General features: G+C 45.9%; 11 protein-coding genes. 6 read left to right on the forward strand and 5 right to left on the reverse strand.

Going from position 1 to position 14,187, the window contains the following annotated elements; all coding sequences use genetic code 11:
- The first annotated feature begins 30 nt into the window (after nucleotides 1-30).
- From TOL_RS15925 to TOL_RS15940, 4 genes are all read left to right on the forward strand, one after another.
- On the forward strand, nucleotides 31-1,137 hold the full coding sequence (locus TOL_RS15925) for a purine nucleoside permease (RefSeq protein WP_015488396.1): 1,107 nt from the start codon (nucleotides 31-33) through the stop codon (nucleotides 1,135-1,137).
- Nucleotides 1,138-1,355: 218 nt separating this feature from the next.
- Nucleotides 1,356-2,006 carry a TetR/AcrR family transcriptional regulator gene (locus tag TOL_RS15930; protein ID WP_015488398.1) on the forward strand — a complete coding sequence of 217 codons (651 nt, stop codon included), beginning with the start codon at nucleotides 1,356-1,358 and terminating at the stop codon, nucleotides 2,004-2,006.
- 25 nt (nucleotides 2,007-2,031) lie between these two features.
- Nucleotides 2,032-3,036 (forward strand): MBL fold metallo-hydrolase, encoded by a 1,005-nt coding sequence (locus TOL_RS15935; RefSeq protein ID WP_015488399.1) that lies wholly within the window; start codon nucleotides 2,032-2,034, stop codon nucleotides 3,034-3,036.
- 133 nt (nucleotides 3,037-3,169) lie between these two features.
- Nucleotides 3,170-4,519, forward strand: a complete 1,350-nt coding sequence (locus TOL_RS15940) for an 8-oxoguanine deaminase (RefSeq protein WP_015488400.1) — start codon at nucleotides 3,170-3,172, stop codon at nucleotides 4,517-4,519.
- Nucleotides 4,520-4,578: 59 nt separating this feature from the next.
- Here the strand turns inward: TOL_RS15940 and TOL_RS15945 are convergent, their stop codons facing one another.
- From TOL_RS15945 to ahr, 3 genes are all read right to left on the reverse strand, one after another.
- Nucleotides 4,579-5,118 (reverse strand): PepSY-associated TM helix domain-containing protein, encoded by a 540-nt coding sequence (locus TOL_RS15945; protein WP_015488401.1) that lies wholly within the window; start codon nucleotides 5,116-5,118, stop codon nucleotides 4,579-4,581.
- 152 nt (nucleotides 5,119-5,270) lie between these two features.
- A complete protein-coding gene (locus TOL_RS15950; RefSeq protein WP_015488402.1) occupies nucleotides 5,271-6,119 on the reverse strand; it encodes a patatin-like phospholipase family protein in 849 nt (282 codons plus the stop codon).
- Between the two features lie 81 nt (nucleotides 6,120-6,200).
- On the reverse strand, nucleotides 6,201-7,208 hold the full coding sequence (gene ahr, locus TOL_RS15955; RefSeq protein ID WP_015488403.1) for an NADPH-dependent aldehyde reductase Ahr: 1,008 nt from the start codon (nucleotides 7,206-7,208) through the stop codon (nucleotides 6,201-6,203).
- A 328-nt stretch (nucleotides 7,209-7,536) separates the two neighbouring features.
- On the opposite strand from ahr, the gene TOL_RS15960 reads away from it, so the two are divergent.
- Both TOL_RS15960 and TOL_RS15965 read left to right on the forward strand, forming a co-directional pair.
- The gene (locus TOL_RS15960; protein WP_144055388.1) at nucleotides 7,537-8,757 is read left to right on the forward strand and encodes a hypothetical protein; all 1,221 of its coding nucleotides are present in this window, start codon (nucleotides 7,537-7,539) and stop codon (nucleotides 8,755-8,757) included.
- Between the two features lie 40 nt (nucleotides 8,758-8,797).
- Nucleotides 8,798-12,613 (forward strand): permease family protein, encoded by a 3,816-nt coding sequence (locus TOL_RS15965; RefSeq protein ID WP_015488405.1) that lies wholly within the window; start codon nucleotides 8,798-8,800, stop codon nucleotides 12,611-12,613.
- A 12-nt stretch (nucleotides 12,614-12,625) separates the two neighbouring features.
- On the opposite strand, the gene TOL_RS15970 is transcribed toward TOL_RS15965, so the two are convergent.
- Entirely contained in the window at nucleotides 12,626-13,006 is a 381-nt protein-coding gene (locus TOL_RS15970; RefSeq protein WP_015488406.1) for an MmcQ/YjbR family DNA-binding protein, read from the reverse strand.
- A 38-nt stretch (nucleotides 13,007-13,044) separates the two neighbouring features.
- Entirely contained in the window at nucleotides 13,045-14,115 is a 1,071-nt protein-coding gene (alr, locus tag TOL_RS15975) for an alanine racemase (RefSeq protein WP_015488407.1), read from the reverse strand.
- Nucleotides 14,116-14,187: the final 72 nt, after the last annotated feature.

The following is a 14,187-nucleotide window of genomic DNA, read 5'->3' on the forward strand; positions in this document are numbered from 1 at the left end:
TGTTTTTATATTCATAATTAGGAAAGAACCATGATTAAACCTTTAATGAAAGTACTCACACTCAGTGCGCTAAGCGCCGCTATATTAACGGGCTGCAACAACAGCACCAATACCGCATTAAATGGTTCAGTAACCCCCGAAGTAAAACCCATTCCCGTTAAGTTTGTGGTTGTTACTATGTTCGAAATTGGTGAAGACACCGGCGATACCGCGGGTGAGTTCCAGCTATGGAAGGAGCGCCAGCATCTCGATACCAAATTTGAGTTTGCTAATTCTTATCACGACCTCTACATGAATGAAGAAACCGGCGTGCTAGGCATGGTAACTGGCATAGGCACCTCGCATTCGGCAGGCGCCGCCATGGCTTTAGGTATGGACCCTCGCTTCGACCTATCGCATGCCTATTGGTTAATCGCCGGTATTGCTGGTATTGATCCAGAAGATGCATCTATTGGTTCTGCCGCTTGGGCTGAATACTTAGTGGATGGCGATTTAGCGCACGAAATTGATCCGCGTGAAATGCCAGAGGATTGGGAAACGGGATATTTTGCTCGTTATACTAAGAAGCCATACGATCCGAATAAACCAGCGCCAACAGGCGAAATGTTACAGTTGAATCCAGAGCTAACAAATTGGGCGTTTGATCTAACCAAAGATATGGTACTTCCTGATTTCGAGAGCTTAGATGAAACTCGTAAACTTTATGTTAATCACCCTAACGCTCAGCGCAAACCGTTTGTATTAAAAGGCGACCAACTTGCAGCGATGACATTCTGGCATGGCGAAATAATGAATGAATGGGCCAATAAATGGACCGACTACTGGACCGAAGGCAAAGGTGAATTTGTTACCTCAGCTATGGAAGATACAGGCACATTTATGTCTTTATCTTTCCTCGATAATATCGGCAAGGTCGATAAAGACCGTGTCATGGTATTGCGCACGGGCAGTAACTACACCATGCCACCTCCAGGCGTTACCGCGGCAGAAAATCTACTGGCAGAGAACGAGGGCTACGCCGGTTTAGAAGCGTCACTTGAATCTGCCTATGTCGTTGGCACAAAAGTAATGGATACTATTCTCACCAATTGGGATGTATACAAAGATAAAATCCCAACATCTGCGGATATAAAGTAATACCTGCAGCCTCTAGCGCTAAGCTAGGGGCTGAAACACCCATCAATGTGACCCAATTGGAATCATTCATGTCGTCTTACCTCAATAGAACAAAGGGCTTCTAGTATTGACCATCAAAGATTGGCGAATTCCTACTAGAGCAGAATAGTAAGAACAACCCTTACTATTCTACCTATCAAAAGTTTATACTCTTAGCATGGCTATAAGGTATATAGGACATGACCAACAGAAAATATAAACCCGGTAAAATACGTGAACGAAATAGTGAAAATATTCTTGCTGCAGCTGAACAAGAGTTTGTATTACATGGATTTAAAGGCACAAGCATGCAAGCCGTCGCCGATCGAGCAGGTGTAGCGAAGGCAAATATTCACTATTATTTTAAAAATAAAGATAATCTTTACCTCGCTTTACTCGAAAACATTATTGCTAATTGGAACGAAGTATTAGCGGATATGTCTGAAGAAAGTGACCCTGCCGATGTGCTAAGTCGCTTTATTCGTACCAAAATTCGCCTATCTTATACCCATCCAAACGCCTCTAAAATTTTTGCGATGGAAATTATACAAGGTGCACCTTACTTAAAAAGTCATATAAGTCAGGCCATGCGCCAATGGGTTAAAGATAAATCGACTATCATTCAAAGTTGGATTGATCAGGGAAAAATACGTGCGATAGACCCAACTCACTTGATATTTTTGATTTGGTCAGCAACTCAGCACTATGCCGACTTCGACACTCAAGTATTAGAAGTGACTAACAAGCGCCAATATGAAGAAGATGATATTGAACACATCGGCGACTTCTTAGAAGATATCATTTTGGCCGGTTGCGGCTTAAAGCCACCACCAAAGGTCAATTTACCTTAGCGAATGCCCTACACGGATGCTTCCTATGCTGAATTTGGTAAAAATCTTGGTACTTTTTTGCGCTTTAGGATTAAGCACACAAGCCTTAGCGGCAGAAAAGTTTTGGACCGTGCTGCCATTAGGCACTTCAGGCGGCCTAGCCGAAGGCAACATGTCGTGTTACCTCATCGCGCCAAAAGGCAGCGATAAGTTTATTGCCCTTGATGGCGGTACTGTTCGAGAAGGCTTTTACGCCGCTAAAAAATCTGGCGCATTTAATAAATTGGCTTTAACCGATAAGAAAGCAGCGCTAGAAAATCCACTCAGTTTAATTCACGCTTATTTAATATCTCATGCTCACCTTGATCATATCGCAGGGATGATCATTAATTCGCCCGAAGATACCAAAAAACCAATTTTAGCGCAGACGAATGTCATCAACGATTTAAAAGACTATATTTTTAATTGGCGAATTTTCGCTAACTTCGCTGACCAAGGTACTGCGCCGCTACTGAATAAATATGAATACTGGGATATGAGTCATGGTCGTGAACTACCCATTCCAGATACCAAAATGTCGGTTCGAATTTTTCCTCTTAGCCATGTTGAGCATGGTGCATCAACGGCATTTTTAATCCACTCTGATAATCACTACGCTCTTTACTTAGGCGACACCGGCGATGATAAACCCGAAAATTCTGAGCTACTAAAGCAGCTTTGGATCGAGGTTGCGCCGCTCATTAAAAGCAAAAAATTAGATGGAATTTTTATCGAGTCGTCTTACCTAAATGGCCGCCCCGACAAACTACTTTTTGGCCATATGACGCCGAGCTGGCTGCTGCATTCATTGCACGAGCTAGCCACTATTACTAATCCGAAAGATCCCAAACAGTCGCTAAAAGATCTAACAATCGTGGTAACGCACATTAAACCCGATGCGAGCCTTGATGGCATGAAGATAGTGAAAGAGATGAAATCTCAGATAAATGCATTAAATGATCTGGGTGTTAAGTTTGTCATTCCTGAGCAAGGTAATATCCTCGAATTTTAAAAAATGAGGTGCTATATTAGCGGCTTATTCTTGGCAGATTAACACGCAAGTCACTGCCATGTACCAGCACGATAACGGTTGGGGCATGGCTACAGTTGTATCTATGGCCCATTCTCTGGATATGGGAACTTGTATGACAACACTTTGGATTCGTAATCCGCGCGCAATATTCACCGCTAACCACTCAGACGCCAGTAATGGCATCGTCATCATCGACGGCATAATCCAAGAACTGGTCGGATTAGGGCAAAAGCCTACGCATATTATTGATCAAGAATGGGATGCCGCTGAGCATGTCGTTCTGCCGGGATTAATTAACACCCATCACCACTTTTACCAAACTCTAACCCGCGCTTGCCCACCAGCACTCAATAAAAAGCTATTTCCTTGGCTACAAACCTTATATCCGATTTGGGCTAAATTAACCCCAGATGCGCATCAGGTAGCGACCGAACTAGCCATGGTGGAGCTATTGCTATCCGGCTGCACAACCGTTGCAGATCATCATTATTTATTTCCCGCGTGCTTAGAAAATGCCATTGATATTCAAGCCAATACGGCATTGGCGCTGGGCATGCGTGCAACCTTAACGCGCGGTTCTATGAGCCTAAGCCAAAAAGATGGTGGCCTGCCCCCTGAGTCGGTCGTACAAACAGAAAAAACCATACTCGCCGATAGCGAGCGTTTAATTCGTCAGTATCATCAACAAGATAAAGACGGCTTACTGGAAGTGGCTTTAGCTCCCTGCTCGCCATTCTCGGTCACACCCGACATTATGATTGCTAGTGCCGAATTAGCGGAAACATACCAAGTTAGGTTGCATACCCATTTGGCCGAAACCGAAGACGAAAATGCGTTTTGCTTGCAACGCTTTGGGCAACGCCCGTTAGATTATCTCGACGCCGTTGGTTGGCTCCATGATCGTACTTGGCTTGCCCACGGTATACATTTCAACGAAGAAGAAATTCAACGCTTAGGAGCCGCCCAAACTGGAATTTGTCACTGTCCGTCATCAAATATGGTTTTGGCATCCGGAATTTGTCGAATTAACGAACTAAAAGCTGCTGGCGCACCAGTGGGCTTAGGTGTTGATGGCAGCGCTTCCAACGACCACAGCAATTTAATGCAAGAAGTTCGTCAGGCACTCCTCATTCAGCGTCTGCGTTATGAAGCCGATGAGTTTACCCATACCGATGCATTAACACTGGCAACCAAAGGCTCTGCGCAAGTATTAGGACGCAATGATATCGGCGAAATAGCTGTTGGCAAACGAGCCGATCTAGCGCTCTTTAAATTAGATGAACCCCGTTTTAGCGGCGCTCACGACCCTCTGGCGGCCTTGGTATTATGCGGTGCCAGCCAAGCGGATGCAGTGATGATAGGAGGACATTGGAAAGTAAAAAACAAGCAATGGCTAGGGGGGAATATTACCGAACTGATGCTACGCCACAGTCGGGCATCAAAAACGCTTTTTTCTGTTTAGATATCAGCCACAAAAAGCCGGAATAAATCCGGCTTTTAATCAAACATACAGTCAATAATTTACAGTAAAGCAAGCACTACAAAAACCAGAAGACCAGCACCACTCAGAACCATTGTCTTTTGCTTTAGCATGGGTGACTGCAATCCAAGATACAAACCCGATAACATGATCAAGATTAAGGCCGCGGCAAACGCCTTCTCTAACCATTTGTAGAGGCTAGGGCCATGGCCTTTGTGCAGTTCCATTAAGCTGGCCTGCAAATCTGGCGACATGGCGGTAATTTCGACACCATCGGCTAGATTTTTAATTTGGTAGTAGTCACGGCTAGTTGGACGAGTTTGTGCTTCATTGCCACGACCCTTTACGTATTCGAAGTCTGCGTCAATACCGGCCTGCTTGAGTAAAGTGCGAACCTGATCATCAAGTGCAGCGCTATCCTTAGTTAGCTGCACATTAGCAACAACAATGGAGTCTCCTCGCGTCATCTCACCTTTAACACCAAATAGATACAAACCACCAGACGCTGCCATTATGACGATAATAGGGGCGAAAAAGGCGGCTAAGTATAAGTGTATAGTTACCAGCAACTTGCGTGACATAATTCTAGCTCCGATATGAATTTATTATTGATTATCACTTAATTAAGTATTACTTGCATGCACGAGATCATGATTATGCAAATCAACTGTTGATTTACATCTATTTAATCACGACTGCTATCAGTCATTAGTCTCACACGCTCAGATTACCGCTAGACTAATGCCTCAGCCCAACATGTAATTAATTTGTCACCCTCTTCTCTCCCCATCGCATAAGCATCATTTAAGATATCAAGATCGGTCGTAAACTGACCAGCAACGAAGCTTTCAGGTGGACAGACTTCAACCACTTCACAATCATCTGGAGGGTTACGAATAAAATCGAGGGCTTGATTGTACTCGGCATGGCGCTGCTGCAATCGTCGAGCAACCGCCGGATACTGCTTTAACAAGTAGGGAAACAAAGCTCGCAAACGATATGCTTGCTTACGATAAGAAGACGGGTTCGAGCGCACCACCACAATTTTTCGTGCACCTTGACGATAAGCTTCGGCGACCGGCAAGGAGTCTGCAACACCGCCATCTAGCCAATCATGGCCGCGAAAGCTCACGCGATTTTTAAAGGCAATTGGCATATTCGCAGAGCACTTTATCGCTTGAAATAGTTCTTCTGAGGTTGGCTCAATGTAGTGCGCTTCCGCAGTATCGGCTTCTGTCATAACCACAAAAAACCGAGTTTTTTTTGCAGCAATGGCATCAAGGCCAATATCTAAATCACGCTCCGTAACGTCCCAAAGCCAATCGATATCAATTAAGTGTCCACCCATTAAAAAGCGTCTTACGCTTTTGAATTCGGGCCGACGGCAGTAGTCCGTAATCACTTTATAATTACGACCAACTTTACCGCCCAAATAAGCAGCAGCATTAGATGCACCGGCGGAAACACCGTAGCAAAAATCAAAAGGATAAAAATCCTTTTCAATAAATACATCAAGCAAGCCCGCACTAAAAATACCGCGCATGGCTCCACCTTCAATAATGAGGGCACTGGGAGAATTCATCTATGAGTACACCACGACAATAGGTGGGGCTGGTTTCCTAGCCCCACCTATATTTTCACTAGAGTAATAACAACAATCGAATTAACTTCCGACTTTCAGCACCACACGATAGCGTGGACTGCCGTTTTCTAAGCGCTCAATAGCCTTATTCACATCGGCAATATCAAACACCTCAACTTGCGGAGCAATGCTATGACGAGCCGCAAACTCAAGCATCTGCGCAATCGTCGCAGGACTACCAACCGGTGATGAAGACACAGAACGCTGACCGCCCATGAGCGCCATCACGCTAATCGACATTGGTTCTAATACAGCACCCAACAAGTGCAATCGACCTTTCGGCTTCAAGGTACTGATGTAACCGTTCCAATCGAGCGTCACGTTAACCGTAGAAAGGATTAAGTCGAAGCGACCGGCGGCTTCTTTTAACGCGCTTTTATCACGCGAATCGAGTGTGTGATGAGCACCGAGATCAAGCGCTTCTGTGCGCTTCGCTTCAGACGAGGTAAATGCCGTAACTTCACAGCCCCAAGCATTTAAAAACTGCACCGCCATATGGCCCAAGCCACCGATGCCAATCACAGCGACTTTAGCCGTTGGCTTCAGTTCAAACTGCACCATAGGGTTATAAACCGTAATACCACCACAGAACAGTGGCCCAGCACTTTCGCTGGAAAGATCATCAGGAAGAGCAACAACACTGGCAGCTTGCGCACGCACTTTATCAGCGAAGCCACCATGACGACCCACAATCGTGCCTTGCGCACTGCGGCAAAGATTGTGATCACCTTCCATGCAGGTACCGCAATCTAAACAATAACTAGAATGCCAGCCCAAACCCACGCGATCACCGACATTGAATTTCTTCACATGCTCGCCCACGGCACTGATGCGCCCAGCCACTTCATGACCCGGCACGAAAGGATACTGGGTAATACCCCATTCGTTGTTCAGCATGGATAAATCGCTATGGCAGATACCACAGTACTCAACCGCAATCTCGACATCATGAGCACCCAGTGGACCTGGATCATATTCGTACGAACGCAGTTCACCACCAGCTTCTAGAGCAGCATAAGCTTTAATCATTGGAATCTCCTATGCGCCGCATCGGCCTATGCCGAAAAGAACGCCATACAATTGATAAATAGTGAGGTAGGCCAACAGATTAGCCTAGTTGGAATGGCTCTATTAAGACCAGCAACTGACTATTTAGCAAGCCAACAGAGATTGCCATGATTGGAACAGTCGCCATCGCATATACGACAAAGCCGTCATCACTACAAATTATGTCGCTAAATGACATAACCCTTCATACTTTTGAACGATGAATTGCTCCTAGGTATTGTGTATTTCTACTACCTAATTATTAACTCTTGATAACGCCATCTAGAAGAGATCACTCATGGAGCTAGCAATGAAGTACCTACCGGTAGGAATAATAATCGCATCGAGCCTGATGAATCCAATTCCCGTGTTAGCGACTACCAACGATGCTCAAATGGTGGCTTTTTTTCCGATTGAGTCTGAAGTCTGCCCAACTGGCTGGAGTGAATACAAGCCGGCCAAAGGCTACCTAATTCGAGGGACCGATAATACTTCCCTCATAGGTGCTCAAAAGGGCGATGCAATACACGATGCCCAGGCACCGCTGCATCAGCATAAGTTGGACGATACGCTCCCTCTTCGTCGAATTGGAAATAACATCTTTGGCGGTCCACATCAGCGGATTACAACCATTGAAGTGTCCGTCAATGGCTCAACCAGTCATTCCGACGGTGCAATGCCTTATGTGCAATATCTAACATGCCAAGAAGACAAGCCTGCGGTTCATGAACCGTCACTCAGCATCTTTTTGCCTAAGAATACCGTTCAGTGGTTTACCGGCGGGGCATGCCCTACTGGATGGGCGCTGTACGAACCACTTATTGGAGGGTCAGGACGGACTGCGTTACCCCTACCACGCGATGCGGTCGCCACGGCGGCGGCTGCGATAGTCGATGGCGGTAATAGTCAAAACCATGAGCATAATCTGTTCTTCAACATGCCCGATAAAGAACACAATATTAAATTGATGGTCAACAGCACCGACGACTCCTATTTTATTAATATTTTTAAAAAAACAGATTTCGCCCAAGCAGCCATTCCACAAATAGAGCGGTTAAGCGCGAAAGGGATACGTAGCGATATAAAAGCGGGTTCCCCCGATGTATTAATTCCTTATACCTATTTGCGCCCCTGCCAAAAAACCAGCGACACCATTAATATTTCAGAGCTTCCTGCGGGCATGGGAACCTTCACCAAAAGCTTCGCTTGCCCGTCAGGATTGTATAATGTGGCCTCTGCTGCGGGCCGCTTCCCTGTCGGTTTACCACCGCGAAATGCAGGAGATCCAGATCCATTAAGTGGCACAGCTTTTGGGGCTGCAGCGCTTAAATCCGAGCAAAGACCAACGCATTTACATACCGTCGATATTCCAGTAGCACTCAGCGCGTGGGGGATAGATACCACCACTTTTCTACCAACCAATCGCTTTAAAGGCCTATCCCCTGGCGCGTCGAAGCTGGAAGGTGAAACCGACACGACCTCGATGACTTTTCCCTATGTCCAGCTGAAATTCTGCAAGGTTCCAGAATAATCCCATACCGCCAATCATACTTAGCAAGGAATAGCATACGATGAAATCAACTAACTCACTTTATACGCTACCGCTAACCATCAATGCCAGTGTCGACACTATGATGGAGCATCTAGCCATCAAACAAACACCCGTAGCGGCAGATTCACGCAATAAACTCATCGCTATTCATCGCTCCAGCGATACCGATGCCCAGCACAAAACCGATTTAATCGGTATTCGCCAGCAAGCACATCCAGAATTAAAAGATGCGACACAAACCTTGTTAATGCATTACTTCGAAGATCCGAAAAGCGCTTCTGGGTGGTCACATATAGAGACCCCGTTAGGCGACGTGTTCGATCCTAGCAGTAAAGAAAAGCTTCTTAGCGGTGTACGAGAATTATCGGGGTTTCACCAGAATGGAATCACGTATTTATTTGTGCAATATCAATCACCGGTAGTGCAGCACAGTTACAGCGTAAAAATTCTCTGGTCAGTTATGCAAAATGGCCGCCCTGTCTGGCACGAAAAAAAATGGGATCATAAAGGCGATGATGCCCGCTCTGTTTTAGCGTCGGTACGCCAACTATCGATTCATCGTCGTAATGATGGGCAACATGTTTTATACGGCGTAACACGCGGCTTTGGTGACCCAGAATTAGGCCGAGGCGACGAAGAATTTTTCATGATGCTTCCTCGCCCTCCGGCCAACACATCACGAATCACGCAACAAGACATTGTCTTTGATACCTTGCACGACGGTGATCATGAAATCCCGAATTGGGATGGCATTGAAAATGCCAGCATTTATCAATTGGCCACGCCACTTGACGGCGAAGCGGATTCTGACGCTAATCGCTACACGCTACTCCGGCTGCGCAAAGGAAAAATTGAATTCCATACAACGCGAGTATTACCTACCAGCCGCTTTTACGCACAACCTAGATTAAGCTTCGAGAGCGGCTCGATTCAGGTTGATAGCCAAGGTATTGATTTATCCGATGCACGAATTTTAGCAGTGCCAGCAGGTATAAAAGATGCGCTATTAGTGCATCAGCCGAATGGTGATCTTGGATTACTGGAAAATATTCATTCGACAAAACCTAATTATCGTTCACTACTACAAACTAATGGCATTAAAAATAGCAGCCCAGCGAACATCGATCGTTTAAGTGTCGGCGTAGTCGGCAATATTGGTGACAAAAATGCTAGCCTAGCGATATTTGCAACACCAGCCACACAGCAAACTCTTTGGTTAATGCGTTTAGATGGTCAGAGAAATACGCATTCATGGGTCTGCTTAGGTGATCAGGTCAGTGATATGGCATGCCCTAGGGTTATGCCTGACGGTGCCGAATTATTTCAAGTATCACCAATGGCAGGCAAAATCGAATACAAACGCCAAAATGCGGTCACTCACACTTGGACAACGAATGAACTGGCGGTAGCAACGTCTGACTTATCCAACGTTACTCCGATCAATACGCACGTCATTGATATTGAAGTCAGTGATGCCAATTTCATTCCCTGCTCTGGTCATGACATAACACTAACCTGCGATATTCCATGCTTACTTTATATCGACGGAATGACTCATCGTGTTGGCCCTCGACTGCCATTAACGCTCACAAGCAATAGCTACGGCCGTATTCGCGGAGTCATTCCGACCAATGGCCTCAAAGCACCGAAATTCACCGTCGACGCACCTAATGCGCCTACCATTAATGTCATGCCCAATGGCCGAATTAGCGAACGCTTAGCCGGTAATGCAAAGGGCTTTAATGTCAGTCGTCGCATTGCAGAGCTAGCACCGCCGGAGCATCGCAGTGAGATTAACCAATTAATAAAAAGTTATGGGGATGCCGCAAGCAAATCGAAACGGGGTATTTCATGCGATGGAACGCTGCGCACACAATATCGAATGAGCGCTCAAGGAAAAGGCACATTCGTTAATGAAACAGCCATTGGTCAAACGCTAAATGCGATACCCATTGCTGGATTTTCAGGCGACATTCTCAATCACATTCGTCAGGGATTTGAAGATATTAAACAAATGATTGTGCGGGTTTTCGACGCTAGCGTTGAGTTTTTAATACACATAGGCAACGACGTATTTAAATTCACCAGTACGCTCTTCGATAACATTATTGACGGCTTCGAAGCACTCGCGAATTTTCTGTCAGGTGTTTTCGAAAAAATCGGCAATACACTAACGGATATCGGTGAAAAAATTCTAGACGCCGTGAGCTTTGTCTTTGCTGGAGCTGATGTATTTGCCGCTAACGATGCCTTACAAAGCACCATTAAAGCGGGCTTCCTCACCACATCCAGCAGCGCCGCTAAACTTGGGCGCACAATGAATGCTGAATATCAAAAACAAATTGATCGTTTGGATGAACAATTAGACTCATTGATCAGCCAAGCCCAGCAAGCATCCAACATTCGCTCAGCGAGCGCCGAGCAAAGCCTCTCTTTTGGTGGAGTGCATATTCCGGCACCATCTGCGCTAGTGAAAACCAATCGCGCAGGTAGCGATATTATGGGTGGAAATCAAACCAAACTCGATAGTATTGAAACAACGACAGCAATACCTAAAACCGAAGCTGATGTTTTTACAACCTTTATTAATCGACTTCAATCCAATTATGAAAACGATGTCGCCAGTGTCATTAAGGATATTGGCCGCCAACTCGATTCCGATGATACTCTGCTTGAAAAACTGAGTGCGATGCCTCTTGAACTACTACGTTTACTTAAAGGGGTTATTAAAACCATTGCTAAGTTAGCAGGCGACGCACTGGAGGCGGCGCTGGAGTTAATTAATCTTCTAGTCGGTCGATTATTTGAAGCGCTTGAAAGTACCATCGACATCCCTTTTATAAGCACCTTAGTCCAACTCTGGTCGGGAGATCGCACTCGTAAACTATCGTACTTCGATATTCTAACCTTACCGTTTGCTTTTATTGGTACTGCCATTTGGAAAATCGTCTCCGGCAAGGCCATCGTTACGGAAGAAACGACCAAACGCTTTCTTCCGTGGATAGAAGACCTTCCTAAAAACATGAATTTATCGTCGCTATTAAATGAAAAAAATCAGCCTAAGCATCGTTCACTAGGAGCCGCTGCAGTGACCGATTCATCCGGCGGAGAAAAAGTCAGTGCCGCAGATATTCGTGCATTTTTACAAGTGCTAAGCGCACTAACGATTATTGTTGCCATCGCCGGTATATTGGTTGCATTAACCGTGCAACCCGTTGCGACCGTAGCGGAAATAACCACAACGGAGACCGGCTTCGCAGGTAAAGTTGCCGCTTTTATGACAGTGATTCCACTATTCATCGTACTCATCTCCGAGTTGACGAGTATGTTTTTTCAAGCAATTGATGGAACCCATATCCCATCGGGCAAGCCCATGACCGATGAAGAAAAAAATGCCGCACAGATAAAACTCATATTCTGCCTTTCTGGATTATCGCTGGCGATCATGGCCGCGATTGTTGCCGTGATATTGAAAATTCCTAGCCTTATTTCTAACCTCATAGCCAATATTTTCTCAATATGCATCGGCATCGTTTTACTGAGCTACTCCATTTATAAAATTGTCGATTATGCAATGACGATCAAATCCAGTGATAACGAAGAAGATCAAATATGGGGGATTGGTATTGAATCGGCATCAGGACTGGCATCCTTAATTGGAATCGGCGGCTCTATTTCTGTCATCATTGCCAGTTATTTAATTAAAGGCGAAGGGATTTCTGGAGCCGTCATGACGGCAGTGGCAGTAGGCTTGCAAGCGACTGGGGCGATCCTATCGAAAGGCTCAACGATTGTAGAATCCGGTCGTGTCTATCAATCCTTGGCAATCAGTTAACGGGCTACCCGGCTAACAATAAAGGGCTTCCCGACCGTAGCGCGTTTCCAAACGTAAACGCGCAGCCTTAGGCAAGCCTTTAACCACCAACGCAAAAGACACATCGATTTGGCGCTGCAATTCAGCCTCAGGCACATCGCCGGGAAAATTAATCGTATTCCAGTGACGTTTATTCATGTGATAACCGGGAATAACGCTGGTAAATACATCGCGTAATTGAATCGCTTCATCTGGTGGGCATTTTAAATTGATACGCCAACCGTCTTGACTAGGAATCACGAGAGCAAACATTTTACCCTCGATTTTATAGACGCTCGGCTCAGGGCCGAACGGAAAATCCTCAATACTGTCAGGCTTAGTCCGCAAATAGGCGTGAAGGTCATCCAGTGTCATATTATTTTCCTATTGGCAGCTCAAACCTATTTTCCGCCTTACTGTAAAGTTACCCGTGGCACCCGCGGAGTGACTTGGCAATACAATTCATAACCTATGGTGCCGCACAACGCTGCAACACGATCAATGTCCACCAACTCACCCCATAATTGAACCGATGAACCAATTTGTGCAGTAGGCACATCGGTTATATCAACGGTAATCATATCCATAGAGACGCGACCAATCAGTGGGCATTCAACACCGGCAACATTCACTGGCGTGCCCACTGGGGCATGACGCGGATAGCCATCGCCATAACCAATCGCTACAACGCCAACTCGCGTATCACGCTCGGCAACCCAACTATGGCCATAACCAACACCTTCACCAGCGGCAACCTCGTGCGTGCTAATAAGCGCCGACTGCAAACTCATTACAGGACGCAAATCCAATTCAGACGCGGTTTTTTCCGCCAACGGTGAACTACCATAGAGCATAATCCCCGGACGACTCACCGCTTCAGCAATGCTCTCGTCGCGCATCAACGCCGCGCTATTACTTAAACTTAACGGCACAGGCCAATCGTGTTTGAGCATAATTTGACGCTGCTCAGTGAAAAACGCATCGTCGGCCTCGTCCGCGGTGGCAAAGTGACTCATCACATGAACCAGCTGTAAATTGTCGTTCGCTTCAATTTGAATAATGATGGAGTTCGCGTCATCCACACGAATCCCTAAACGATTCATGCCACTGTTTATTTTTAACCAAACCGGCACAGGATATCGAAACTCTAATCCTTGGCAGTCTTGTAGCTGTTGTTCGTGATGAACCACTAACTGTAAGCCTAAATCCGCCGCGACTTGCCATTCTTCCGCGTTATAGGCACCTTGCAGAACAAGAATAGGATGATCGAAGCCAGCGGAACGAATACGTACACCTTCATCGACACATGCCACAGCAAAGCCATCCGCTTCGGATGCCAGAGCATTGGCGCAAGCCTCCAAGCCATGACCATAGCCATTGGCCTTGATCACGGCATAAGCTAAGGCGGCAGCACGGCGTTTAGCCACACGGTAATTGTGACGCAAGTTAGACCATTTGAGTAATGCGCGAACAGGACGTGTCATAAGCGTGGGAACAATCCAGAAAATCAGTACAATAGACCCATCACAGCAATCCTGTAATGACCCTAGTCATTA

Origin of the sequence: Thalassolituus oleivorans MIL-1, from assembly GCF_000355675.1 — a bacterium.
GTDB lineage: Bacteria > Pseudomonadota > Gammaproteobacteria > Pseudomonadales > Oceanobacteraceae > Thalassolituus > Thalassolituus oleivorans.

Excerpts from the sequence above, each read along its gene's own strand:
- TOL_RS15925 (WP_015488396.1), top strand. The coding sequence starts at position 31 with ATGATTAAACCTTTAATGAAAGTACTCACACTCAGTGCGCTAAGCGCC.
- TOL_RS15930 (WP_015488398.1), top strand. The coding sequence starts at position 1,356 with ATGACCAACAGAAAATATAAACCCGGTAAAATACGTGAACGAAATAGT.
- TOL_RS15935 (WP_015488399.1), top strand. The coding sequence starts at position 2,032 with ATGCTGAATTTGGTAAAAATCTTGGTACTTTTTTGCGCTTTAGGATTA.
- TOL_RS15940 (WP_015488400.1), top strand. The coding sequence starts at position 3,170 with ATGACAACACTTTGGATTCGTAATCCGCGCGCAATATTCACCGCTAAC.
- TOL_RS15945 (WP_015488401.1), bottom strand. The coding sequence starts at position 5,118 with ATGTCACGCAAGTTGCTGGTAACTATACACTTATACTTAGCCGCCTTT.
- TOL_RS15950 (WP_015488402.1), bottom strand. The coding sequence starts at position 6,119 with ATGAATTCTCCCAGTGCCCTCATTATTGAAGGTGGAGCCATGCGCGGT.
- ahr (WP_015488403.1), bottom strand. The coding sequence starts at position 7,208 with ATGATTAAAGCTTATGCTGCTCTAGAAGCTGGTGGTGAACTGCGTTCG.
- TOL_RS15960 (WP_144055388.1), top strand. The coding sequence starts at position 7,537 with ATGAAGTACCTACCGGTAGGAATAATAATCGCATCGAGCCTGATGAAT.
- TOL_RS15965 (WP_015488405.1), top strand. The coding sequence starts at position 8,798 with ATGAAATCAACTAACTCACTTTATACGCTACCGCTAACCATCAATGCC.
- TOL_RS15970 (WP_015488406.1), bottom strand. The coding sequence starts at position 13,006 with ATGACACTGGATGACCTTCACGCCTATTTGCGGACTAAGCCTGACAGT.
- alr (WP_015488407.1), bottom strand. The coding sequence starts at position 14,115 with ATGACACGTCCTGTTCGCGCATTACTCAAATGGTCTAACTTGCGTCAC.